Source organism: Bacteroides sp. 51 (assembly GCF_010500965.1).
In the GTDB taxonomy this organism is placed as follows: domain Bacteria; phylum Bacteroidota; class Bacteroidia; order Bacteroidales; family Bacteroidaceae; genus Bacteroides.
Window position 1 is genome coordinate 293,391 of record NZ_QVMI01000001.1, and the last position, 26,676, is coordinate 320,066.

Annotated in this window: 21 protein-coding genes; 12 read left to right on the forward strand and 9 right to left on the reverse strand. The window is 39.3% G+C overall.

Features of this window, described 5'->3' with window-relative positions:
- Positions 1–18 precede the first annotated feature (18 nt).
- A complete protein-coding gene (locus D0T87_RS01025) occupies positions 19–558 on the forward strand; it encodes an energy transducer TonB (protein ID WP_163171945.1) in 540 nt (179 codons plus the stop codon).
- A gap of 102 nt (positions 559–660) precedes the next feature.
- On the opposite strand, the gene D0T87_RS01030 is transcribed toward D0T87_RS01025, so the two are convergent.
- The 6 genes from D0T87_RS01030 to D0T87_RS01055 form a co-directional block, all read right to left on the reverse strand.
- Entirely contained in the window at positions 661–1,137 is a 477-nt protein-coding gene (locus D0T87_RS01030) for a hypothetical protein (RefSeq protein ID WP_163171947.1), read from the reverse strand.
- Between the two features lie 43 nt (positions 1,138–1,180).
- Positions 1,181–4,495, reverse strand: a complete 3,315-nt coding sequence (locus D0T87_RS01035; RefSeq protein ID WP_163171949.1) for a DUF6443 domain-containing protein — start codon at positions 4,493–4,495, stop codon at positions 1,181–1,183.
- A 12-nt stretch (positions 4,496–4,507) separates the two neighbouring features.
- Positions 4,508–7,882, reverse strand: coding sequence for a hypothetical protein (locus D0T87_RS01040; protein WP_163171951.1), 3,375 nt, complete (start codon positions 7,880–7,882; stop codon positions 4,508–4,510).
- Between the two features lie 114 nt (positions 7,883–7,996).
- Entirely contained in the window at positions 7,997–8,095 is a 99-nt protein-coding gene (locus tag D0T87_RS01045; protein ID WP_163171953.1) for a smalltalk protein, read from the reverse strand.
- 159 nt (positions 8,096–8,254) lie between these two features.
- Positions 8,255–8,755 (reverse strand): HU family DNA-binding protein, encoded by a 501-nt coding sequence (locus tag D0T87_RS01050; protein WP_203558576.1) that lies wholly within the window; start codon positions 8,753–8,755, stop codon positions 8,255–8,257.
- Between the two features lie 204 nt (positions 8,756–8,959).
- Positions 8,960–9,196: a DUF4248 domain-containing protein gene (locus tag D0T87_RS01055; protein ID WP_163171955.1), complete on the reverse strand. Its 237-nt coding sequence runs from the start codon at positions 9,194–9,196 to the stop codon at positions 8,960–8,962.
- Between the two features lie 826 nt (positions 9,197–10,022).
- Between D0T87_RS01055 and D0T87_RS01060 the strand changes: the two genes are divergently transcribed.
- The 6 genes from D0T87_RS01060 (at position 10,023) to D0T87_RS01085 (ending at position 18,219) form a co-directional block, all read left to right on the forward strand.
- A complete protein-coding gene (locus D0T87_RS01060) occupies positions 10,023–10,247 on the forward strand; it encodes a hypothetical protein (RefSeq protein ID WP_163171957.1) in 225 nt (74 codons plus the stop codon).
- Between the two features lie 20 nt (positions 10,248–10,267).
- Positions 10,268–11,917: a GLUG motif-containing protein gene (locus D0T87_RS01065; protein WP_163171959.1), complete on the forward strand. Its 1,650-nt coding sequence runs from the start codon at positions 10,268–10,270 to the stop codon at positions 11,915–11,917.
- 357 nt (positions 11,918–12,274) lie between these two features.
- Complete coding sequence (locus D0T87_RS01070) at positions 12,275–13,453, forward strand: AraC family transcriptional regulator (protein ID WP_163171961.1); 1,179 nt, start codon at positions 12,275–12,277, stop codon at positions 13,451–13,453.
- 249 nt (positions 13,454–13,702) lie between these two features.
- Positions 13,703–16,537: a leucine--tRNA ligase gene (leuS, locus tag D0T87_RS01075; protein ID WP_163171963.1), complete on the forward strand. Its 2,835-nt coding sequence runs from the start codon at positions 13,703–13,705 to the stop codon at positions 16,535–16,537.
- A gap of 104 nt (positions 16,538–16,641) precedes the next feature.
- Positions 16,642–17,523 carry a YitT family protein gene (locus tag D0T87_RS01080; RefSeq protein ID WP_163171965.1) on the forward strand — a complete coding sequence of 294 codons (882 nt, stop codon included), beginning with the start codon at positions 16,642–16,644 and terminating at the stop codon, positions 17,521–17,523.
- Positions 17,524–17,649: 126 nt separating this feature from the next.
- A complete protein-coding gene (locus D0T87_RS01085) occupies positions 17,650–18,219 on the forward strand; it encodes a non-canonical purine NTP diphosphatase (protein ID WP_163171967.1) in 570 nt (189 codons plus the stop codon).
- A 143-nt stretch (positions 18,220–18,362) separates the two neighbouring features.
- Here D0T87_RS01085 and D0T87_RS01090 read toward each other — a convergent pair whose 3' ends face one another.
- Positions 18,363–19,037, reverse strand: coding sequence for a hypothetical protein (locus D0T87_RS01090; RefSeq protein WP_163171969.1), 675 nt, complete (start codon positions 19,035–19,037; stop codon positions 18,363–18,365).
- A gap of 106 nt (positions 19,038–19,143) precedes the next feature.
- Positions 19,144–20,136, reverse strand: a complete 993-nt coding sequence (nadA, locus tag D0T87_RS01095) for a quinolinate synthase NadA (RefSeq protein ID WP_163171971.1) — start codon at positions 20,134–20,136, stop codon at positions 19,144–19,146.
- Between the two features lie 453 nt (positions 20,137–20,589).
- Here nadA and D0T87_RS01100 point away from each other — a divergent pair, with 453 nt between their 5' ends.
- On the forward strand, positions 20,590–21,120 hold the full coding sequence (locus tag D0T87_RS01100; protein ID WP_163172278.1) for an RNA methyltransferase: 531 nt from the start codon (positions 20,590–20,592) through the stop codon (positions 21,118–21,120).
- Positions 21,121–21,270: 150 nt separating this feature from the next.
- The gene (locus D0T87_RS01105; protein ID WP_163171973.1) at positions 21,271–22,683 is read left to right on the forward strand and encodes a glycoside hydrolase family 30 beta sandwich domain-containing protein; all 1,413 of its coding nucleotides are present in this window, start codon (positions 21,271–21,273) and stop codon (positions 22,681–22,683) included.
- Between the two features lie 19 nt (positions 22,684–22,702).
- Here D0T87_RS01105 and D0T87_RS01110 read toward each other — a convergent pair whose 3' ends face one another.
- Complete coding sequence (locus D0T87_RS01110; protein ID WP_239063417.1) at positions 22,703–23,254, reverse strand: DUF4294 domain-containing protein; 552 nt, start codon at positions 23,252–23,254, stop codon at positions 22,703–22,705.
- Positions 23,255–23,425: 171 nt separating this feature from the next.
- Between D0T87_RS01110 and D0T87_RS01115 the strand changes: the two genes are divergently transcribed.
- The 3 genes from D0T87_RS01115 to D0T87_RS01125 all read left to right on the forward strand — a co-directional run bounded on the left by D0T87_RS01115 (position 23,426) and on the right by D0T87_RS01125 (position 26,578).
- Positions 23,426–25,453 (forward strand): helix-hairpin-helix domain-containing protein, encoded by a 2,028-nt coding sequence (locus D0T87_RS01115; protein WP_163171977.1) that lies wholly within the window; start codon positions 23,426–23,428, stop codon positions 25,451–25,453.
- A gap of 85 nt (positions 25,454–25,538) precedes the next feature.
- Complete coding sequence (locus tag D0T87_RS01120) at positions 25,539–25,760, forward strand: hypothetical protein (RefSeq protein WP_163171979.1); 222 nt, start codon at positions 25,539–25,541, stop codon at positions 25,758–25,760.
- Positions 25,761–25,801: 41 nt separating this feature from the next.
- Positions 25,802–26,578 carry a radical SAM protein gene (locus D0T87_RS01125; RefSeq protein ID WP_163171981.1) on the forward strand — a complete coding sequence of 259 codons (777 nt, stop codon included), beginning with the start codon at positions 25,802–25,804 and terminating at the stop codon, positions 26,576–26,578.
- Positions 26,579–26,676: the final 98 nt, after the last annotated feature.

Sequence of the window (26,676 nt, forward strand, 5' to 3'; positions counted from 1 at the left end):
ACTTAATGCGGTAACACCATGAAAAAAGTTATTTATAAAGGTCTATATAGACTATTGTCTGTTATAACCGAAAGAATCAACAACCGGTATATCAATCATTACAAAATAGCTGTAGGAACTACTCTCCTACTCCTTTCAAGCGGATGCCAAACGAAAACAAAAAATCAGGGAAGTGATGAAAATAATTTAATCACAGAAGATTCTTTGTATAATGAAGAAGATTCAGACCACCATGATATGTTTTGTTATGTAGTTGAGAAAATGCCCGAGTATCCGGGAGGAACCGAAGCTTTAATGGAATTCATTAGAAAGAATACATATTATCCAAAAGAATGTGCCGATTCAGGTATTCAGGGAAGAGTTGTTGTTCTTTTTAGAATTTCAAAAGATGGAAGTGTTTCAGACCCAGTAGTTGTGCGCAGTGTCCACCCGAAACTAGATGAAGCAGCATTGGAAGTTGCTAATAAAATTCCCAATTTTAAACCTGGAACAATGGCTGGTGAACCAGCAAGATTTAGTTATACGGTTCCTATTATGTTTAAATCCGAAGCAGAATAAAATTATGAAAAAGCAGCTACCACATATTGGAAAATGGTAACTGCTTAATATTAGTTCACTTTGAAAATAGTCAACTATTCAGTATGAAACAGAGTCAACTATTTACCATTGACAAATTTCTCTATAACTAAAGTAATTATGATTTTTGAAATACAAAAACCAAGTTGGTGGATCATCTGGCATAGGTTCATACTCAATAAACTTTATTACTTTTCTATCACTCCCTTTCTTAAAAAGGTCATTTGGATTATTGTTGACTATAAATAACGAATTATTTACCTCAAAGAATCCTGCCCCATTACCAAACCTGTCAGATTCTATAATTTCTTCTTTTGCTGTAATGACTAAACGCAAATAAACATCTGTATCATAAATACAGGTTATACCAAATTTATTGATTCCCTTTTCTTTAACGCATTTAGAGCCTAATATTAAAGAATCTATTATAGAATCCAAATTCATTAATTTATTTTCTACTAATTTGGGTAATATAACATCCTCCACCTTTTGCCCATAAAAAATGTTTGGAATACAAAATATAAAGCTAATACTCAATATTATAAATCGTATTTTGCACATACTTATAAAGAATTTATTGATAAATAATTATGTTTACCTTGCTTTATGGTGTTACCACTATCTCATCCAATTCAAAACCTGTAGTAGGATAATTTTTAAAATCAGACGGTCTAGAAGAAGGAGTATAACTAATATACTGATTAGATTCAGGTAAATAAATTTTTAAGATCGGTCTTGATGAATATCTATATACTTTGGATCCCCAACCAATATCTCCACCTCTATCTTCAAGACCTGATGGGTAAGGTGTGTTGCCTGGGTGATTATGAATATGTCCTCTTATAGTATAACCATGTCTAAGTTCTTGTTCTAATACAGCAAGAGAACCTCTTTCTTTATCTTCCAAATGAGAGGTTGTTAAGAAGTTCAACCCAGAATCACCTGCTTTACCAGTCATAAATTGTCCCCATTCAACTCCCGTGTTTTGAGCTAGAAATTCAAATAAGTCACTTGCATTTTTATCGCCTCTAACTCTATAATATGAATATGTTCCTTTACTTGAATTATTTATATCTACTTTCAAAGTAGCCTGTTTTTCAATAGTCCCATAATCCATATAATGTGCTTTATATCTTCCATTACTGTCTTTGACTCTATTTCCTTTTTTATCAACCATGAAAAAAGCATCATGATCTGTCGTTTTTATAACTTTCCCAACAATTTTTCCTTTCTTATTTATATTATATTCATCCTTTCCATCAGGATCAATATGAATAATTGGACTATTTGAACAATACGCATATGGACTAATCGAATAATACTTCTCGGCCAGCGGATCTATCGTTGTGAACCTTCCCAGACTTGGTTCCATGTACCTTGCTGAGTAATCATAGAGGTTTAGCCCATTCTTGCGATCCAGTTCCTTACCATTGTACTTGTGCGCCTGTTTATCCTGCTCACTTACTGCAATCTCTCCGAAAGGCATGCCGAATGGATAATAATGATTACGTTGTACAATGGTTCCTGAACCGGTGGCTACTATACGGTTATTGCCCTGGTGATCCTGAATATAGAAATGATATATCCCATTTTCTATATAACCACCATCTATCAAAATCCTTTTCAAAGAACCATTTTCATAGATCTTACCTGCGACATAATCGACTATATCAGACCCACGAGTTATTTTCAGCTTAGTCCCATCTGCAGTATATTTATAGCTGTTGGTCACGCCATTGATGATGAGCTGAGTGGGTAAATTTAATGAATTATATGCAATATTACTAATTCCTTTGTTTAAATCTTTGGTCATGGCTCCATTTCTATTATAAGCATATTCGCCGGATGTAGCTGATGATGCATCTTTGAAGTCATTTAGTCCTGCTGTCACATCCGGGGTTTTTACGGCTATATCTGTCACATAAGAAAGCTGGTTGCCTATATGCCCCATTGTCAGGTTATCTACTATTCCATAGCCGGAACTTGTTTTCCCCCAGCGTTGTAAGGTTTTAATGTTTCCATGTTTGTCGTAGGAAATGGATGGAACTTTGTAGTTATCGTTTAAAGAACTATTGAGTAGATAATCGGCTTTGGTGATTCGTGATAAACCATCGTAGACAAAGCGATATCCTCTCAGGGTTTCACTGCCCGCTTTCCAACTCATCGCGGATATGTTTCCATTGTAGCGTGGTGTATTCCCTGCATAGCTATCATTGTAGTACAGCGTTTGACTGAACAAGGTTCCCGTAATGGACTTCATCCACGAACGAACATTGTAGGTGTATGTACTTACAGGTAGGTTTCCCTTCTTTTGGGTTTTCAGTCTTCCGAGTTCATCGTATGTATTCTCTGCCAATATTGTTTTGACGGCTGTACTGCTCCCCAGTTGGTGTTCAGTTCTTGTCAACCTTCCAGCATGATCGTAGGTATAGGTGTAATACTCGGTTTGGGTAGTTTTGCCCGGAGCAGTATGTACGGTTTTCCTTTTCAGAGGTTGCCCATTGAAATTATACCCAATGAATTCAGCGTCTTTTCCACTCAGGTGGTTTGTGGTTTGCGATTGAATTAGCCTTCCTTGATAGTCATAGTATAGGGCTGCGCAAATCTGTTCACTTCCTCCGCCAGCTTCGACAAAGTAGGTTCCTGTCAGGAGTGACTTATAGCTTACAGTATATTGTATACCAAAACCAGCTTCCGGTGCTGCATGTCCTAGTGTAGAGAATCCAGGTAGAGACAAGAAATCATAGCTATCATAATATTGCGCAGACAATATCTTGATAGGTGATACTGGGGTGATCCCGGAGATGTTATATCCTTTGTATGAACCACCTGTTCCTGTCCAAATAGCTTTTACGATTATACTTCCTAATGGATTATCCTGATAATTGAATGTGTTTTTACAGGTTCCTGTCAACACTGTTCTTCCCAAGTCATCGGGGATACTGAATAACCACTCTTCGCGAGAACGAAGTTCTCCATCTTGTGTAAAGATCAATCGGTCGGCTTTGTCATAAATATAATATATCCATTCTGCTCCTGGTAGCTTCTTGGCTATACACCGATTGCGTTCATCATATTTGTACAGATAGGCATACTGTTGCAGGTAAGTGTTACTTTCGTTCCATGTACCGGAGTTTAGATTATCGGCTGCTAGTGGTGGAAGGACAGCACGTAGATTGCCATAACTGTCATATACGAAATAGGTGTCGTGAGCAACGCTTCCGTCCATCTGGCGGGTGAGTACAACCTGTCCCAGTTTGTCTTTAAACTCGTAAGATGTGTTACCGTCTTCATCGGTGAGTTTGACAATAAATAATTCACTGTTGTTGTAGTTTGTTGCACTATTTGCCCGAGTGAGGCTAATAAGCTTCCCATTATCACTGGTGATGTAGAGCTTACAAAGATGTTCACTATTATTAATTAAGTATGCGGTTCGTATAGTCTTACTATTATTATGCCAATCTTGTCCAGGTCCATACTGTTGGAGTACCCTGTTCAGTGGTGAGCTTTCGTATTGGATTTTACTATAAGGCTTCGCCTCATTAATATAGGTTGCAGATGCTTTATTGATAAAGTTCGCATAGGGCACGAATGCTCCATTATTATTAGTTGCCACCACGGGTTGCCAAGTGTTGGAACCTCGTCCAAAATTATCATACTCCTGATAGGTTACGAGATCGGATCTACTAGGAGTAGTATTGATTTGTATCGTTTGCACGGATCTTCCCAATTTGTCAAAGTATTGAACAGATGTCAATGAATTGTTTGTGGTAAGCCCGCCAACACTTGAGATGGATGTGGTAGGAGTAATAGTCAGAATATAATTTTCGTTTTCTCCTACACTTATCGTACTTTGCCCATGCAATGAACTGAATAGTGCGAAAAGGGCAATGGTTGTAATTCGTATTCTTTTTCTCATATTTTAGGATATTTATTGATTTGCATAATGATATTCTTTCACTTCAAGGATTTCTTTTGCACTTCCATTTTTAATATATGCTTCTTTTAGCCGGTTGTAAGAGTCATACTGATAATACGTAGTTTGCCTTGATGGGTCTGTGACTTCAATAACACCGACTAAGGGTTTGTATTTATACGTAGTTACCATGGCACCCGATAGCGCCGAATGAGTGTGCAATTTATCCAGTAGCACTTTGTCAGGATTAGCATTGTCTGCCAATGCGTTGATCGAACCTAAACCGATGCTACCTAATACGGAATTTACTACGCTGTGATCTGTGTTGATTATTTGAGCTATAGGATATTGACCTTTATGGCTCCACAAGTAGACGATTTTCGTTTGGTTGTCTTTAGTTATCTGTACAGGATTACCAAACTTATCGTATTTATTGTAAACAATACGGATCTCTGTTTGCGAACTTCCTTTTTGTAGTTCTTCTATTTCCGGTATATATATCCCTTCTGTTGTTTTCGTATAGTTTATTTTCTTCTTTTGCAAGAAAGAATTATCAAGGTATTGAGCCATTTCTATAACAGGCTTCAAGATGTTTTTTTGAACCATACTTCTGTAAAGTTCCACATTCTTGAAGTCGACAGGATACTTATAAGTGTTTTTAATTGTTCTTCCGTCACTTCTTTTAATTCTCACTTCCGTGGGTTTGAACGAATTGAAATTGTTTCCATATAAGTACTCTTCTGTTATTTGAAGACTGCTTGTTGATTCATAATTGGTTGTCTCTTTTCGACTCACCTTCCAACGTTCTACTTTATTTTCGTATGGAAATATTTCAATAAAAGATAGGGATGTATATAATGAGTTATTCCATCTAATGGTATTTCCAACAACTTTAAAGGAATAAATGGTAGTGTCCATCTCTATTTGGTCATAATATAATCTCTCTTTCTTTTTTATCGCGTTATTCTCGTAATAGTTTACTTCGAGTGGTAGCCCATTCGAATATACCGGAATGCGCGGTGCTTTACCCAAATGATTAGAAATAGCAAACTCCATAGAGGCAAAATACATATCTGGTTCAAGTTTATGTCCACAAACATATTCTGACCCTAAGGTAGTTTCTTGCTCTTTTTCAACATCGAATATATATTCAATGGTTGAGGTGTCGGCACCTGATGTTATGGTTTCTTTTACATTGGCATAACCCACATATACTCCTGTATTAAAATCGTTCAGAGGCAGTAATGGTTCTGATTGCTTTTCAACCAAATTCGATTCTCTTATCATAGCATAGCGTGGAGTTGCAAGGAGTTGAGCCTGAACAGGGGAGGATGTATTATACGTGAATTTACGAATTTTGGCGTCTGTCTTTATTTCGGCAACGCGCACTCCTCCACCATATGCATCTCTTCCTACATAACTGATACCTCGTTTTATAAGAGCAGTTAAGGCAGCATCGAATCCGTTAGGTGTATTTACTATTATTTTATATTTTCCGGCAGAAAGTGTTATTTCTTGCATAGGATTGTATAGTTGAACCACATCATCATGGCAGTATTCATCTGGATTGTTAATCTGGAAGGCGGCCGATTGTGTAGTATATCCCTGTGTAGAATTGTTGCACTTCATAACATAGGTCCAGAATCCTGTTGGTTTTTGATATACGCTTAATCCTCTATATTCATCGCAAGTCATATTAAGATTTTCCAGGAATCCATCCAGCTGAACAGTTGTTTGACTGGATATTTCAAAAAATTCTTCTTTAGTTTCAGATGTTTCTATGTAAATTCTCTCCCATCCATTATTAACTTCGAAGGTGTGGTAAAAACTATTTTGTTCGTAAGTAAATTCACAACTGCCACCTGTTGGATAGGTTATTTTATTGAGGAGACCGAGAAAAATATAATCATTACTACTTGTTCTAATAGCACCATCGGTAGGTAGCTCTCTTTTGCTGATTTCATCCATAAGATGGTCTGGCCGGGGAAGCAGTTTTTGGGTAACGGTATTGTTATTGAAGTATCCCCAATGGTCATACTGATGAGTGTGTTTTGGAGGAATCGGCTTGGATTCATTGTAGAAGAATTTATATGTTTCTATTGTTTCATTTGCCGATCCTTTTTGAAGTGTTTTTAGTTTTAACCGGAGATACTTGTATTTATCATCATTCGTTGTGCTCAGGTAGCTTGGGTTAAAATATTCATATCCGAATTGATAAGTATATAATGGGGTTGATTCTGACCGATTGTAAACACGAATCTTTTCTAGTTTTTTTTGGGAACGATAATCATAATATGATTTGATATCACTTCTGTCCGAATGTTCAAATACGATTCGGCCATTGTTCCAAAGAATCTCCTGAAGCAACAGTTCTCTTGATGTGTTGGATTCGGATATATATAACCTTGATTTATTGGAATGGTATGGTTTTGTTGATGCTTGGGCATCTATAAACCATTCGCTTAGTGTGGGAATACTTCGGGTAGCCTGAATATCGACAATGTAATTGAATTGGATGTTTTCTCCGTTTGGCAGGATGATCTCTGAGAGGTACCAGGCATTGACAGCAGCACTGGTTGATCCGGGTTCACTTCCGCTAATGCCATATGTATAAAGCGCTTGACTTATGGAGTGTCCGTCTTCAACTACCCGTCCGGAAGAAGAAATGATCTCCGAATGATTGAATTTGTAGATTATACCGTTCTCATCTGTGATTTTGAATGCATAATGATAGTAACCAAGTTGTGGATCAGTATTAATAAAATTCACTTCGATTTTTACCTCCTGTTCGGACTTTAAGAGTATAGCATTTTTATTTCTGTCCAAAATGAATTTCCCGGAACAGTTATTTATGGAAAAGCTAAAGATATCCGGTTCATGATCTCTTTCTAATGCAAAGTTATAGTTTCGACTATATTCAGTATAAAAATCGTTAGGTGTGTTCGCGAAAAAACGTGGAAACTGTCCGAAGTCATCTTTCCCCATAATTGTCCGGGTAATGATTCCGCCGGTGTTTAGCGTCCAGCCCAGTCCTACCCAAGAAGCCTCTTGCTTGGCTTTGATACCAGATGCATGGTAACTAATAGATGTAGGAAGCTTAAATCCGTTCAGATCTATTTCATAAAGTGGGATACTAATTTCAGGAAGTCCCGAGAAACAGGAAACCGGATGATCAATGTATTGTTGTAAGGCGGATGCATTGGGAGTTAGTGGGTACATTTCCGGCGCTTTAACACTATAGTCGGATGATGAATTGGCTTGAATGGCTCTTGATAAGAGCAGAGTATCCTTTCCATGCAAGGAAATGGAGTCTTTTTTAAGTTGGGTGGCGTATATATTTGCCATGCATCCCAACAATAAACAGGTCAATAGAATAATATTTTTTTTCATATAACAATGTTGTTTTATGATGATTGAAATTTTGTTTTATAATATTTGTTTTATAGAGGGATGCCAAAGGTTCTGAGAGATGTCTGCTCTCTCAGATAACCTTCAGCATTACTTTTACAATGTCATTGCACTCGCCCCCAGCGCACCTGCCAGTGCACTAATGGCTGCAATAATTACTTTCAGGATTACATCCCATGTTTTTTGTTTACTCATAATTTGTTTGTTTTTATAGTGGTGGTAAACCACCACCCGATTATTTTACTCTTTTTTTAATTTTAGTAAGCCGCCACAGCCAACTCTTTTAGTCGACATCAAAACCTGACAGCGGCACCTTGCCACCCGCATGGAAACCTGGCAGCCCCGTCTCGGGGCCTAGAATCCCGGGTCTACTACTTCGTCGTCGTCATCGCTTCCACCAGCATTGTTGCCTGGGTGCAGCGCCTCGCTGCCCTTGCCGCTGATATAGAACTCCACATTATTTGCTGCGCCACGTGTAGTTGCGTTTGCCTCGTTCACTAAACGAAGAGTGTTATCTACTTTAAAGCGAATATTTACGCGTTTGATACTTTTCACTGTACAATCCTTTTCTTCCTCCTTGCCTTCGCAACTGAAAGTAACGTGGAAAATACCCAGACCGTCGACTTTCACCTTATCGCCTTTGGCAAGGATTCGGCGCATAGAGCGGATGAACGATTTTACGACATGCGTCACATCTTCGGCACTCATACCACCGGCAATTTCGGTTTCGGAAGCAATTTCATCGATGGTATATAACTTCATGTGCCCTGGTACTAGTTTAAGATAATTCAACACGGGCGAAGTTGGATCACTGATAAATTTGTTGCGTTTACAACGCATAACTGCTATTGACATAATTCTATTTTTTTTTATTTTGATTTATACTTATTAATTCGGATCATTGAATCGGATAGTGCACCTCTCGTCTTCGTTTTGATCTCTGATGCAAAGGTAGGACAGCCCAAAATGGGCATGGTACGTAATGGTACATAATGGTACGCTGTATCGGGAAACACCGATGAACACAGCGAAAAAAAATGAAATGTAATTCCGGAGCGATTACGGTTCACCCAAATAATCAACAATAGCCCGTACCTGGGCAGTATTGAATATCTGTGTTTTGATGGTTATACCCTCACGCTGAAGCCGTTTCCAAAAAGGAGGGTGATGAGTAAGCCATTTATTAAACATACGCATCGCTGTGCGTTGAGCACGATCGGGAACATACATCCGGGCAAGCTCCGCTTTATTATAACTACGGTAAACGAAACCGTTATTTTCTTCTATATTTTGCATAATTATATTATTTTAAATAAGTTAATACTAACGATATACTACCCCAATAAACCCCAGGTAGTAGATCAATGTCCTTCATCCATAGGCTGAATCTCCTTCAACCAGTAGATAAAAGACATGCATCCAGTAGCTAAATCTGGTCGACCCAGTACACCAGCTAGATTAAGCCAGTACTTCAGGGAGATTGAGCCAGTACACCAGCCAGATTAAGCCAGTGCATCAACTCAGCTCAGCCATTGGATAAATATCACTAAGGCACTGCATCATTTTTATTCGTCAGTCGCACCGCACAAACCACTATATTTACGGGCAACTTTCACATCAAATCAAAGAACTTGCGGAGCAAACTGTGTACGTTCTACACCTTATATTATATATAGCTCCTGAAAAAGTTATTTCACTATGAATACTAACTTATTTACTTTGCAAATATACTACTATTTAGTATATTAACAAATAATTATGCCATATATTTAGTATTAAAATATTAAGTCGCTAATATACAGTAGTACATAGGAAGTATAAAAGAGTAAAAAAGAATCAACCGGGTAAGGAATAAGGCCCGACACAACAAAATCAAGAAAAAGACAGATATTGAATGCATACTTTCATTTATTTTCTATCTCCCGCTTAAAAAACCTCCCTTTTCATCGAACACCTATTTAATGCCTTGACAATACGTAAATTACCCTTTCAGCACTTTTTGTTAATCTGTTATTTTGTTTTGTTAGTCTGTTATCAACCTTTCGTCAGACGGCACTTATATTCACGCCCGAATTGCACATATGCGTCATTTCTTTATTAACAACTATATAGATTTTCATTAATGAAACAAACAAAAAAGAAGTACGTGGCACCTCAAATCGAGGTAATCACGGTACAAAACGAGGGCGTAATGGCTAATAGCGTTGGTAGTGGTAGCGTTGGCAATGTAGACGACGGTGGAGGTATATTCCAAGGCGCATCATCTACACGAACAGGTACAAAACACCAAAGTAGAAGTTCAATGGACGAGTGGGGAGATATGATCAACGATTTGCTAACATTTTAAACACCGAAGGAACAATTCTAATGAAAAAGAACAAACAGCTTATTCCATTCCTGATACTGGCTTTATCCATCATCCTGCCTGTAGCATGTACCAACAACGATTTGGAAGTAGAAAAACCGCAAACCGGCGACAAAGTAACCATACGCGCCAACATAGCCCAACCGGCAGAAACACGCATGTCTTATACCGACATCGGTACGTTTGGTGCAGAAAAAATAGAAGTGAAATGGGAAGTAGGCGACGAAATTGTAGTATACGATGAAATGGACGCTAACTCAAAGGCAACCTTTAAAATAGAAAATTCAACAGATATTTCTTCCGATGGCAAAAGCGCCACTTTTACCGCCATAGGCGATGTACCCGAAATGGAGTACGGCGGCAGAGCATATTTTGCAGAAGACCCCACAGCGTATGGAGCTACATATTTCCCAGTTCCCGATTCCCAGTCGGCCAATGACACAAAAGTGTTGACCGGAAAGAAACTACCCATGATGGCGAGAGGAGTTTTCGTGAACTCAAGTATAACATTCGAGCACATGGCTTACATTCTGAAATTCTCGTTCAGACTACCCGAAGGCGCTGAAAACCCAGCTATGGTAACCTTGAAAACTGATGAAACCGCTTTGCAATCAATTAATGGATTAGGCACCAAAACCCATGACTTCACGCTCGAGGGTTATGACTTCGGTGGCCAGGTGGCCAACTTCGATGTATATATTCCCCTTTTCCCATCGCCTAATCCTTTAGGCAACCTCACTGTCACACTGAAAGATGCTTCCAGCAATACAATAGGCGAATTCGTAGCCGCTACCAACAGTACAGACGCCGCGTTTAAAGCCGGAAAAATGTACACCGCCAAAATAGCTTTCAATGCTGATCCCGATCAGTCAGGTTCATTAGTAAAAACAAGTACATTCAATGCCGACATAGCCAATATGACTGATTTCAGCGGTATCGACTTCGAAGGTGACGGATACGACGAAGAATATCCTTATATCATAAGTTCCGCCACGCTATTAAGGAAATTGATTGTAGAAACACTAGACGGAGAAACTTACGAAGACTGTTATTTTAAACTCACTACCGATATCCACATAACCGATGATATTCAATGGACACCAATAGGCCATGACGGTGGGGATTTCTATGGTAACTTCGACGGAAGTGGCCATACCATTAGCGGAACATTGAATCTAAATAATAACGATGCGGGTTTTTTTGGATACATCTACGATTACGACTACCCAATTACCATAAAGAACCTAACTATTGCAGCCAATATCGTAGCAAATGGACTTGAGGATATTGGTGGGATAATTGGAACAACAGCATTTTCTCCAAATGTAACGATTGACAACTGTCATTTCTCGGGAAATATTACAGACGCAGAAAATTACGTAGGAGGTATCATTGGTAGCGCAGATTCTGAAATCAAAAACTGTACATCGCGCGGTACCATTTCCTCCTCAAGTGATTACTGTGGTGGTATCTGTGGTTACAGTGCCACTATAACTTCTTGCAAAAACTATGCAAAAGTAACATCAGGAGGAAAAAACATTGGTGGAATTGCTGGCGGAACTATATCTAGCATCATATCAGCTTGCGAGAATTTCGGAAACATAAATGGGACAAATCAAATAGGCGGTATTGTAGGTTATTGCCAAAGCTAAATATCCGTTTCCGCCTGTGAAAACTACGGAGATATAGATGGGGATTATCGAATAGCGGGTATTATAGGTTATTTAAACCGCTCACCATACTTAATAACACCATCTATTTCAAATAATCTGAATAAAGGAAAAATAGGAAGTAGTAGTACCAGAGAAGTAGGCGGTATTGCAGGCTATCTACAGAATGGAAACGTTATTATTTCAGATAATCAGAATAATGGGATAATAGGAAATTATGGGCAGCGACGGTGTAGGCAATCCCGAACCCTAATAATATTCCATAACTATTATCATTCCGAGTTGGGTAGCTTCTCCTACCCAGCTCGTTTTTTCCTTTTATTGCACATACAAACCACTATGCTAAAAAGTCTCGCCATATTTACTCCTTTCTTTGTATCCCTGTTTTGGACGATAATGTTCCTGATAAACAGGAAACAGAATTCGCGTTCTCAGAATATCTGGGGAGTAGCTACGGCATTATGCACCATCTCTATGGGTATTATGGCGTTCTATTGGCATCTCAACGGCAATTACAGCCTTTACTACAAACTCGATATTGTAGACTACTTTATCACCCTTTCATTTATACCCGCAGTATTCCTATACTTTCGTGAGCTGACAGGAGATAAGAGCCGGGTAGCCTGGAAAATCATTTTACTAATGCTACCACCCATATTGTTTGGTAGCCTGGTGGGAACCATCTACCTACTGCTGGGAGATGAAGAAGCTTCCGCTTTTGTACAAAGTATGATCGAGAATCAGGGCGAAGCACCTTACGACGCATCCATGCCGTTTTACGAAATACACAAGATAGCCAACGGCTACGGATATAGCCTATCGTTCTTCCTACAAGCAGTTTGTGTTATTATCTATGCCGGCAGGCGGTTGTTGGTATACCGCAGGCAGTTGGCCGACTTCTTTTCCAATATAGAAGACAAGTCGCTGGATCGCCATTGGGGTGTGCTCTGGGGAATGATGGCATTGCTGGTGCTTGCCACCATTGTCTCGGCATCGGGTTATCTATTGTATATATCGTACACGCCATGGGTACCGGTCATTACCGTAACCGTCGGAGTGATACAATTTTATACCTGTTACCATGCCTACCACTCGTACTACACTGCCGAAGACTTTGTGCGCGAGCTAACAACCAACAACATAATAACCGAATTCAATGACAATTCCGAAGATCCGCCCACTATCCACGCCAATCTACTAACCAAATTCAATCACGCAATCGATGTAGACAAACTATTCCTGCAAAAAAACCTGCGTGTAGACGATATTACTTCGCTAATCGGCACCAACCGCACCTACATCTCGCGTATACTGCGCGAAGAATACGAGTGCAACTTCTGGACATTCATCAACATCAAACGCATTGAGTATGCCAAAGAGCAGGCACTACTTGATCCCACCCTTTCCGTAGAACACCTTGCTGAGATGTGCGGATTCTCACATAACACCGCATTTAGCCGCGCCTTTCGTCAATGCGAAGGCATCACTTTCAGCGAGTGGCAAAACTGCACAACGTGATACTTGTGATATTAGAATGTCACATCCATACCACTTCCATCTCTACAGAACACCCTATCCATCGGCATCGCAAGAGGATGTGTTAGATATGATGCTTTTTTTCTAAAAAAACTTTATGTAAGAGGATGTATTTGTCTTTTTATCACTAAAAGATACATTGAACTCATACTTTCACTATCTTTGTACTCCGAATCAGAATGCTTCATATTTAAACTAAATAACTGTATCACAATATAAAGGATTACCATTATGGAATACAATTTCAGGGAGATCGAAAAGAAATGGCAAAAAAGATGGGAAGACAATAAAACCTATCAGGTGACGGAGGATGCTTCGAAAGAAAAATTCTACGTCCTCAATATGTTTCCTTATCCATCCGGAGCCGGATTACACGTCGGCCACCCACTGGGCTACATCGGGTCGGACATCTACGCACGTTACAAACGCCTGCAAGGATTCAACGTCCTCAACCCCATGGGATACGATGCCTACGGTCTGCCTGCCGAGCAGTACGCCATCCAAACCGGTCAGCACCCTGCAATCACTACCGAAGAAAACATCAAACGCTATCGCGAACAATTAGATAAAATAGGTTTCTCGTTCGACTGGAGCCGCGAAGTCCAAACCTGCGACCCCGTCTATTATAAATGGACACAATGGGCATTCGTTAAAATGTTCAACAGCTACTATTGCAACGACGAAAAACAAGCCCGCCCCATCAGCGAGTTGGTCGAAGCCTTCCCCACATACGGAAACATCGGGCTAAACGCAGCATGCAGCGAAGAAATGGAATTCACTGCCGATGAGTGGAACGCATACGATGAACACCGCAAACAAGAAATACTCATGAACTACCGCATGGCTTATTTGGGCAACATGATGGTAAACTGGTGCGAAGGCTTGGGCACGGTATTGGCCAACGACGAAGTCATCGACGGGCTTTCCGAACGTGGCGGATTCCCCGTTACCCAGAAAGTCATGCGTCAATGGTGCTTGCGTGTATCTGCCTACTCACAACGCTTGTTGGACGGATTGGATACCATCGACTGGACAGAATCCCTGAAAGAAACCCAACGCAACTGGATCGGCCGCAGCGAAGGTGCCGAAATGCAATTCAAAGTGAAAGATTCCGACCTGGAATTCACCATATTCACCACCCGCGCCGATACCGTATTCGGTGTAACGTTCATGGTTCTGGCTCCTGAAAGCGAATTAGTTTGCCAACTCACCAAACCCGAACAGAAAGTCGAAGTAGACGCTTATCTGGAACGCACCAAGAAACGTACCGAACGCGACCGTATTGCCGATCGTAGCGTTAGCGGTGTATTCTCGGGTTCGTACGCCATCAATCCACTGACCAACGAAGCCATCCCCGTTTGGATCAGCGATTACGTACTGGCAGGATACGGTACCGGAGCCATCATGGCCGTACCGGCACACGATAGCCGCGACTATGCATTCGCTAAACACTTCGGACTGGAAATCCGTCCGCTGATCGAAGGATGTGACGTATCCGAAGAAAGTCTTGACGCCAAAGAAGGAATCATGATGAACTCTCCCCGCCCCGGCACTCCCGAAGGTGGCTTGGTATTGAATGGCCTGACCGTAAAAGAAGCTATCGCCAAAACCAAAACATACATCACCGAAACCGGACTAGGAAAAGTAAAGGTAAACTATCGCCTGCGCGATGCCATCTTCTCCCGTCAACGCTATTGGGGAGAACCATTCCCGGTATATTATAAAGATAATATGCCCCAAATGCTCCCCGAAGATTGCCTGCCGTTGGAACTTCCCGAAGTAGACAAATACCTGCCTACCGAAACCGGAGAACCCCCATTGGGCAACGCAACGCACTGGGCCTGGGATACAGTAAACAAAAAAGTAGTCGACAACACCGAAATAGACAACATCACCATCTTCCCGTTGGAATTAAACACCATGCCGGGATTTGCCGGTTCCTCAGCCTATTACCTGCGCTATATGGACCCAAAAGACAACGATTACCTGGTAGCACCAAACATCGTTAACTATTGGAAAAACGTAGACCTGTACGTGGGTGGTACCGAACATGCTACCGGACACTTGATCTACTCTCGTTTCTGGAACAAATTCTTATTTGATATGGGCGTAGCCATCAAAGAAGAACCCTTCCAGAAGCTGATTAACCAAGGTATGATCCAGGGACGCAGTAACTTTGTATACCGCATCAAAAACTCCAATACATTCGTATCCCTGAATAAAAAAGACGAATACGATGTCACCCCATTGCATGTCGATGTAAACATCGTATCCAATGATATACTCGACGTCGAAGCCTTTAAAGCATGGCGCCCCGAATTTGCCACCGCCGAATTTATTTTCGAAGACGATGGTAAATACATCTGCGGTTGGGCCGTTGAGAAGATGAGTAAATCCATGTTCAACGTAGTAAACCCCGATGTTATTGTCGATAAATACGGAGCAGATACCCTACGTATGTACGAAATGTTCCTCGGACCATTGGAACAATCCAAACCCTGGGATACCAACGGTATTGATGGTGTTTACCGTTTCATCCGTAAATTCTGGTCGTTGTTCTACAGCCGTACCGACGAATATTTGGTAACCGACGAACCAGCAACCAAAGATGAACTGAAAGCCTTGCATAAACTTATCAAAAAGGTTACAGGAGATATTGAACAATTCTCTTTCAACACCTCCGTAAGCGCCTTTATGATTTGTGTAAACGAACTGTTTACGTTGAAATGCAACAAGAAAGAAATCCTGAATCAACTAATCATTACCCTCTCCCCCTTTGCTCCTCACACCTGCGAAGAACTTTGGGAAACTCTGGGTAATGAAGGATCTGTTTTCGATACCCAATGGCCGGCTTACAATGAAGAATACCTAAAAGAAGATGTAGTAAACTACACCATTTCTTTCAACGGTAAAGCACGCTTCAATATCGAATTCGCCGCCGATGCAACCAACGAACACATTCAAACCACCGTATTGAATGATGAACGTGCCCACAAGTGGATGGAAGGTAAAGACCCTAAAAAGGTAATTATCGTACCAAAGAAGATCGTTAATATCGTAATTTAAGTTTTGAGTTATAAGTTTTGAGTTATGAGTTTACCATGCGGCACTAAAACTCATAACTCATAACTCATAACTCATAACTCATAACCCATAACTCAAAACTCAACATGTATAAACCCACTAAATCCGATATTCTACGCGAATTCAAAGATTTAATCTTCATTACATTCGGATTATGTTGTTACGCAATGGGTTGGGCGGCATTCTTGCTGCCCTATCAGATAACTACCGGGGGAGTAACCGGTATCTCGGCTATTGTTTTCTATGCCACCGGATTCCCACTCCAATACACCTACTTTATTATCAATGCTATACTCATGGCCTTTGCCATGAAAATAATGGGAGCCAAATTCACCATTAAAACTGGTTTCGCTATCTTTATGCTCACCTTCCTTTTGGGATTCTTCCAACAAGTCGTAGGAGATACAAAGATTATTGGTGAAGGGCAGGAGTTTATGGCATGTATTGTCGGCGCAGCTCTCTGCGGACTAGGATTGGGTATAGTCTTTATCAATAACGGAAGCACCGGAGGAACGGATATCATTGCCGCTGTAGTCAACAAATACCGCGACGTAACCTTCGGACGCATGATTCTCTATTGCGATATTATCATCATCTCTTCCTGTTATTTTGTCTTCGAAGACTGGAAACGCGTCGTATTCGGTTTTGTTACGCTAATCGTTATCAGCTATATTCTCGATATGGTGATCAACAGTGCGCGTCAATCCGTACAGTTCCTTATCTTCTCCAAAGATTACCAGAAAATAGCCGACCGCATCATTTCCGAAACACACCGTGGAGTAACCGTACTGGACGGAACCGGATGGTACAGCAAAAACGATGTTAAAGTGCTTGTTGTACTAGCCAAAAAAAGCCAATCCGTAGGTATATTCCGGTTAGTTAAAGACATCGATCCCAATGCTTTCATCTCCCAAAGTTCCGTTATTGGAGTTTATGGAGAAGGATTCGATCGTATAAAAGTGAAGTGATTTACGATTTGACGATTTACTATTTACGATTGAAGTTAGTTAGTAAATAGTGATATAGCAAATCGTCAAATTGTAAATACCAAGTATCTCCAATCGTAAATAGTAAATCGTCAAATTGTAAATTTAATGAAGTTAGTTTTCGCTACCAACAATCCCCATAAACTGGAAGAAGTATCTCAAATACTGGGAGATAAAATAGAAGTATTAAGCCTTGCAGACATCAACTGCAATGTAGATATCCCCGAAACCTCAGATACATTAGAAGGAAATGCATTACTCAAAGCAGAATACATCTATCAAAACTACGGATTTAATGCTTTTGCTGACGATACAGGCCTTGAAATAGAAGCATTAAACAATGAGCCTGGCGTTTACTCTGCACGATATGCAGGAGAAGAAAAGAGCGCTCAGGCCAATATGCTGAAAGTATTGGAAAAACTGGAAGGTATAGAAAACCGCAGAGCACAGTTCCGCACTGCTATTTCACTTATACTGGATGGCAAAACTTATCTCTTCGAAGGCATCATCAAAGGAACCATTATCAAAGAAAAGAGGGGAGAAGCAGGCTTCGGATATGATCCCATTTTCATACCTGATGGTTATAACAAGACCTTTGCAGAATTAGGTAATGATGTAAAGAACGAAATCAGCCACCGGGCCTTGGCTGTAAATAAGTTATGCGAATTCCTGGCCTAAATCAATCCCATCCCGTCATTGCGAACGTAGTGAAGCAATCCAGATTATGCACACTGTGAACTGGATTGCTTCGGGTAAACCCTCGCAATGACGTGATGGAATTAACTTATGCTACTCTTTTTTAATATGTAATATTTCAATAACTACTCAATAGTAGGAGCTTCTACAGTTGGCTCAGGGATAACAGGAGGTGGAGGAGCAGGTAATTCTGCCGGAGTAACATCCGCTTCCTCTTTCGTCAGATCTCTGTAAATTACAGCAAAGCAACCCAACATAACCGCGTTATAAATCAACATCAAAGCGATAACCAATAATGGTCCAAGGAAAGGAATAAGAGCAAATATAAGAGTCAGGATATAATTAGCAATACCCAATATGAATATAACAAAGAAGATTGTCCATTTATATCCGTATGTAGCGTGATTACTCCGAATCAGAGCCTCAGATGGAGAAATCCCTTTATCAAACATAATAAATATAGCCAGACACCAGCCTAAAGCGATTACATAAGCCGGAATAATAACGAAAAGCAGAGCCGGGAAAATAGACATAAACATCAATCCCAACAGGTTAAAGAACTCTCCCATATATTTCCGATATTTAGCATCAAAAATAAACGTAGGAGAAATAACTTTCCCTTTACTTAATTCAGCAGGAATAGTAGCCATAGCAATTGTTGTACCTACATTCAAATAGGGAATCCAAAAAGTGATTGCCCACAACAATACAGCACCCAACAACGAAACCGCGTTTTTCAAACCGATGCTAAATCCTTCCTGGAGTACACCGCCAACCGTAATTTTTTTCACTACACTCATACAATATTAGATTAAATTAGAAAAATTAACCACAAATATATAAAATTTATCCAATTAACCTAATAATCTGCAAGTTATATCAATATAAATAAGTACAATTGTCTATTTACAACCCTAGTTGCTCAGAAATATCTAACATCCGTTTAATAGGCTTCACAGCTTCTTTAGCAATATCAGGATCAACTTCTATCTCAGGGAATTCGTATTTAAGGCAATTATAAAGCTTTTCCAGCGTATTCAACCGCATAAAGCTACATTCATTGCATGCACATGTACTATCGTTAGGAGGGGCAGGAATAAACGTTTTATCGGGTGCTTGTTTCTGCATCTCATGCAGAATGCCCGATTCAGTAGCTACAATGAATCTCTTCACTTCACTCTTCGTTGCAAATTTCAATAATGCAGCCGTAGAACCAATATAATCAGCCAACTTCAATACTGTACTTTTACATTCGGGATGGGCAAGTACCAAAGCATCCGGGTACTGTGCTTTCAGCTCTACGATCTTCTCCACAGAAAACTGTTCATGTACATGGCAGGCACCATCCCAAAGCAACATATTTCTGTTCGTAATAGAGTTAATATAATTACCCAGATTCCGGTCCGGACCAAAGATTATTTTCTCATCTTTAGGGAAACTTTCAACGATCTGCTTGGCGTTGGTCGATGTAACTACCACATCAGTTACCGCCTTTACCGCAGCTGTTGTATTTACGTAGGATATCACCGTATATCCAGGATGCTCTTTGACAAATTGTGCAAACTTATCGGCCGGACAGCTGTCGGCCAACGAACAGCCAGCATTCAGGTCAGGAACCAGCACTTTCTTATCCGGACAAAGCACTTTGGCAGTCTCGCCCATAAAATGAACACCACACAATACAATAATGTCGGCAGTGGTTTTTGCCGCCCATTGAGCCAAAGCCAGACTATCGCCAACAAAATCCGCTATATCTTGTATTTCACCCTCCTGGTAGTAGTGCGCCAGGATAACAGCATTTTTTTCTTTTCTCAGTCTGTCGATAGCCACTTTCAAATCGATGTCCTTGTCCACCGGCTCATTCACAAAACCAGTTTTCAACCATTCGTCTTTTTTCATTATTAAATTATTTATTCTTTAGTTTTAAGAAAAAAATCTATGGTGATAATATTAGCCTGTTAATAGTGTTATTAATTTGGTTGTCTTTTTCTTGTTTATTAAGATATTAGTCTTAGAATGATGACTGTTAGTACAGTATTAACAAGACAAAAAAGAAATGAGTTATTGATTATCAGGCATCTATTATACTGTTTCAACAACCTGTTGATAAAGTGCAAAGTTAAGAACTTTATGATATAAACATCCTGTTAATAGCTGAAAAAAGTGTTTAATCTACAATTGAAAATTCCATCAAACTTTTTTGGATTGTTCATTTCCGGGCGAACTTATAAGTAATTATTAGATTCCAAAATAATTGGAAGAGATTTCTTTGATGTTTTATCAATAAGTTTTCCACTGTTTTCAACAACCCTTTCCACAAAACAAAGTACTTTTGTGGAAAAGTATAAAACCATGCGTAAACTAAAAATAACCGAGCTGAACAGAATTACTCCCGAAGAATTTGCAGCCACCCGAAAACTACCTTTGGTAGTGGTATTGGATGATATCAGAAGCCTTCACAATATAGGTTCGGTATTCCGTACTTCGGATGCTTTTTGTATAGAATGCATCTATCTGTGTGGTATTACTGCTGTTCCTCCACATCCTGAAATGCATAAAACCGCATTAGGTGCCGAGTTTACTGTGAATTGGAAATATGTAAAGAACACAGTAGATGCTGTTGAAGAACTCAAACAGGAAGGATATATAGTCTACTCGGTGGAACAGGCTGAAGGGAGCGTGATGCTTAATGAATTATCTTTAGACAGATCTAAAAAGTACGCGGTTATTATGGGAAATGAGGTAAAAGGAGTGAAACAAGAAGTGATTGACCACTCGCATGGATGTATTGAAATACCCCAATACGGAACTAAACATTCGCTGAATGTGTCGGTTACTGCCGGAATTGTGATCTGGGATTTATTTAATAAGCTTAAAGATTAATATATTAATTTCTATAATTACTCTGTCTGTTTTGTTAATTTTCCGTTAAAATCATTTTATTAACTACTCTGTTAATAACTACGTTAATGTGTTGCTATTTACTTTAAGTATTTTTCGATTAACCATTATTTAATCAATACTAAAAGTAAAATGAAAACAAGAATTTCTATCTTTTTCCTGCTGATAGCAGGTTATGTCAGTGGCCAGAATCTGGAATGGATTTATAGTGTTGAAACTTCTCCCTGGCAAAAAGAAAAGGCGATTAAACCTTTAAAGTCAGTATCCGATATCTCCATTGATATTGATGTTTCCGATCAAAAAGCCCAGTATATTGATGGTTTTGGCGGTTGTTTCAATGAGATGGGTTGGGATGCATTGATGACACTTACTCCGCAGGAACGGGATAATGTAATACAAAACCTTTTCAGTTCTTCACAATCTAATTATACGTATTGTCGTATGCCGATTGGTGCCAGTGATTATGGTCTTGGATTTTATTCGTTGAATGATGTAGCTGATGATTTTAACATGATAAATTTCAATATACATCGCGATCGCTACATCCTCATTCCTTATATAAAAGCAGCTTTGCAGAAAAATCCGGATATGAAGATCTTTGCTTCACCCTGGTGTCCACCTGCATGGATGAAAAGTAATAATCATTATGCCGGAAATACCAATGGAAACGGAACAGATTATAATGGTATGCCGGAAGAAAAGATAACCGAAACCCCTACCACAGCCTTTAAAATGGAACGTGGATACCTGAAATCTTATGCTCTTTATTTTACTAAATTCATTCAAGCATACGAGAAAGAAGGGATAAATGTTGAAGCTATTCATGTGCAGAATGAACCTTGTTCCAATCAGATCTTTCCAAGTTGTAACTGGCGTTCCGAAGACCTGGCTTATTTTATCAGTGATTTCTTAGGACCTAAGTTTGAAGAGGAGAAAATTAAATCAGATATTTATTTTGGTACCATTAACCGGGATAACCCAAATTATACAAAAACTGCACTCGACAATGATAAAGCTGCAAAATACATCAAAGGTGTAGGGTTTCAGTGGGCGGGTAAAGGTGCTATTCCTACTATCCATAAAGAATATCCACAGCTGAAAATCATGCAAACCGAATCCGAATGTGGAAATGGAGCAAACGATTGGGCAGCTGCGGAGTATACCTGGGGACTGATTAATCATTATCTAAACAATGGCGCCAATGTATATGCTTATTGGAATATGGTATTGGATGATACCGGTAAGAGTATGTGGGGATGGAAGCAAAATGCTCTTATTTCTATAAATAAAGAAACTGGTAAAGTAACATATAACCCAGAGTTTTACATCATGAAGCATGTATCTCATTTTGTTTCTTCCGGTGCATACCGACTATTAACCTTAGCCGAAAAAAACGATCATCTGGCTTTTATAAACCCTGATGGAAAAATAATAGTAGTGGTAGTTAATAAGGAAAATACAGAGAAAACTATTCATATACAGATTAATGGAAAAGTATATCCTGTATCTATGAAAGCAAAATCATTTAATACGTTTTCTATCTGATTTTACAATGATAATGGCATTATAATTGTCCGTTTTCAACCAGCAATACGACTCGTTCGGTAAGTTTATCTTCGCCCAGCGGGTCGTATTCTTTTTTAAGGCTGGCTCCGAATAATCCGGCAAAGGTTTGGTAAAATCCCGCTTTGAAGGGTCCCATAAAAGCTTTTACTAATTCATAGGAGGACTGATTAGACTCTCTGTCAACCAGTTTAATAAGGAGTTTGCCTTGCGAAAAAGAAAGCTTTTTCATTTGTGCGGTATATTGTTCTTTCAGCCCTTTTTCCACACGTTTAATGTGTTTATCTTTTGCTTTTTTGTCGGGTAAGGTTTCCAGATATTCGTAGGTTTCGATAATAGCGCGTTGTATCTCTTTGGCAATGGGTAGGGTTCTTTTTACATTACGTATCAGCCGATCGTATTCTTGCCTTTCTTTATTATTCTTGAATTTCAGCGGTTTAAAGATAAGGACTTCTCTTAACTGCACACAAGGAATAGTGTCTCCCTGATATACACACATCGGAACAAGATAGATTTTATTATTTTGTTCGTCCTGTGCTTTACAAAGAAACATTCCTGTAAATATGAACAGGTTAATAATTAATAGGTTAAGCCGCTTAATCATAGGTACAAAAATAAACGATTAATTTATATTCTTTTCCGGGAATCGTATTTTTCCTTGTCGTATTAACTTTATTAAGCTAACTTCGCCGCCGATTTTAGCAAACACACACCAATAAATACGATGAAATACATAAAAGTAACCACTGTACTTTTTCTATTTTTTTATGTCTATACAACTGATACTTTTGGCCAAAACACAATCGAATCGGGTATGGAAGATGTATTGGAACAACTTATTGAAAGCAGTGAAGAAGAATCTTATAACTGGGATAACGAAATTGAAGAACTCTATGACAGAATCCGGGAACCTATCAACCTGAATATCATTACTAAAGAACAACTTGAGCAATTTCCTTTTCTAAGCGATCTGCAAATAGAAAATATACTTGCATACTTGTATATCAATGGGCAGATGAAAACCATTTATGAATTACAGATGGTTGAAGAGATGGACAGGCAAACTATTCAATATTTGCTTCCTTTTGTTTGTGTGCTTCCTGTAGCCGAAAAAGAACCTTTACCTACCATTAAAAATATACTATCTTATGGTAAAAATGAAATATTAACCCGTGTGGACATTCCTTTTTATAAGCGGAAAGGATATGAATCAGCTTATCTCGGACCTTCAATATATCATTCATTACGATATAGTTTCCGTTATAAAGATCAGATATATGCAGGTGTTACTGCCGAAAAAGATGCCGGCGAACCAATGTTTGCTTTGCATAATACGAAAGGGTATGACTATTATTCTTTCTATTTCTATCTGCGTAATATTCGTAAGTTAAAAGCTTTAGCCTTAGGGAACTATCGTCTTAGCTTTGGACAAGGATTGGTTATGAGTAATGATTTTATGTTGGGAAAGAGTACAAGCTTATCTTCTATGGTAACACGAAAGAACAGCATCCGGAAACATTCTTCTACGGATGAATACAATTACTTCCGTGGAGTAGCTGCGGCAGTGCAATTCAACCGCTTTGTTGTGTCTGCTTTCTACTCACATCGTTCGTTGGATGCTATTGCAACCGGCGAGAGCATAACATCTATCCAAAAGACCGGTTTGCATCGTACACAAAAAGAAGCGGATAGGAGAGAGGTGGCTACTATGCAACTGGCAGGTGGAAACATTGAATATTCAAAGAATAAATTGAAAATCGGGGTAACCGGTATATATTACTTTTTCGATCGCCCATATGAACCTCAGATCCGTGAATATTCCAAGTACAACATCCGGGGAAATAACTTCCATAACATCGGCTTGAATTATAAGTACCGGTGGCAACGGTTTACTTTCCTGGGCGAGACAGCTATGGATAAGAACAATAATATCGCAACATTAAATGCTGTTAATTACTCTTACAGACAAACCTATCAGGTTATGCTGTTGCACCGGTATTATGCTTATAACTATTGGAACCTGTTTGCCCGTTCCTTTTCCGAAGGAGGATATGTGCAAAACGAGAACGGTTGGTATGTGGCTGTCGAAGCCCGTCCGATTCGTTACTGGACGTTTTTCCTTTCTGCCGATTTCTTTTCTTTTCCCTGGTGGAAGTACCTGGTTGATGCTCCTTCGCAGGGTTATGATTTATCAGCGAAGGCTACTTTTAAGCCGCGTGAAAACCTTCAGATGTATATTCGTTACCGGTATAAGAAGAAAGAGAAAAACTATACAGATGAATCTAAAAACAAAACTGTCCGCCCGTTATATCATCACCGGTTGAGATATCAGTTTACTTACACACTACCTGCGAATATATCTCTTCGTTCAACTGTAGACTATAATCGCATCTATCCGCAAGATGTTTCACCCAGTCAGGGCTTTCATTTTGTTCAGGCTGTATCTTATGCTTTTCCAACCTTCCCTCTTCGTTTTGAACTTCAAGGTTCATTCTTTAAAACGGACGATTATGCTTCGCGTGTATATGCCTACGAGAAAGGTTTACTTAATACCTTTTATACTCCTTCTTTTTATGGTAAAGGTACCCGACTGAATGCGTTTTTTCGATATGATCCGAACAAAAACTGGATGTTTATTGCTCGTTACGGGCAAACAACTTACTCGGATCGGGATGAGATAGGTTCGGGTAATGATCTTATTGAGGGAAACAAAAAGTGCGACTTGCAGCTACAGCTCCGAATCAAATTCTGATAATAAATCTGTAAATAACTTTAAATAAAGAACTTTTGTTTCTGTATACTTGTTGATCTCTCATAACCTTTAAAATGAATGAATTATGAGAGATCAGATTAATAGAAACAATGAATTTGCGGAAGAAAACTTAAGACCAACTGGTCATCCGGCAAAAGAAAAATTTAGTAGATGGGAATCAAGTATTTCCGATAATCTGGATGTGCATGAAGAGCAGAAACATAAAGATACCTCTGCACAACGCAAGAAGAAGATTAAGGAAATGGATGAAATCATTAAAGAGGATATTGAGAGAACAAAAGAATAATCTTTGTAAAAGCATTATCTTTGTATTAAAATTTAAAGATAATGTCTACAATACTCTTTGATACTCCCATTTTCGGTCCGGTACATTCCCGTCGGTTAGGGGTTTCTTTAGGTATAAACCTGTTGCCTGCCGATGGGAAAGTATGTTCTTTCGATTGTATTTATTGCGAATGTGGATATAATAGCGATTTTAAAACGAAATCTAAACTGCCCACACGCGAAGAGGTGCATATAGCTTTGGAGAATAAGCTACAGGATATGCAGGCAAATGGCCCTGCTCCCGATGTTTTTACATTTGCAGGAAACGGTGAACCGACTATTCATCCTCATTTTGCAGAGATAATTGACGATACATTGGCTTTGCGGGATAAATATTTTCCCAATGCCAAGGTGAGTGTTTTAAGTAATGCAGCACATATCAACCGCCCGGCTGTTTTTGATGCTTTAAATAAAGTCGATAACAATATATTAAAGCTTGATACGGTAGATGAAGATTATATTCGTCTTGTAGATCGTCCGGTAGCAAAATACTCACTATCCGATGTGATAGAACATCTGAAAGCTTATAATGGCAATTGCATTATTCAGACGATGTTTCTGAAAGGAATGTATAAAGGCAAAGATGTCGATAATACATCCGACAACTATGTTTTGCCCTGGATAGAAGCAGTCAAAGAAATAGCTCCCCGACAGGTTATGATATATACAATTGAGCGTGAAACGCCTGATCATGACTTATTAAAAGCATCAAGGGAAGAATTGGATCGTATTGTTTCTTTGCTTAAAAAAGAAGGAATATACACCACTGCATCTTACTAACGGGGAGAATAAATCATATATGTTCCGTCATTGCGAACCGTAGGTGAAGCAATCCAGATTTATACGGCTGTGAGCTGGATTGCTTCACCTACGGTTGC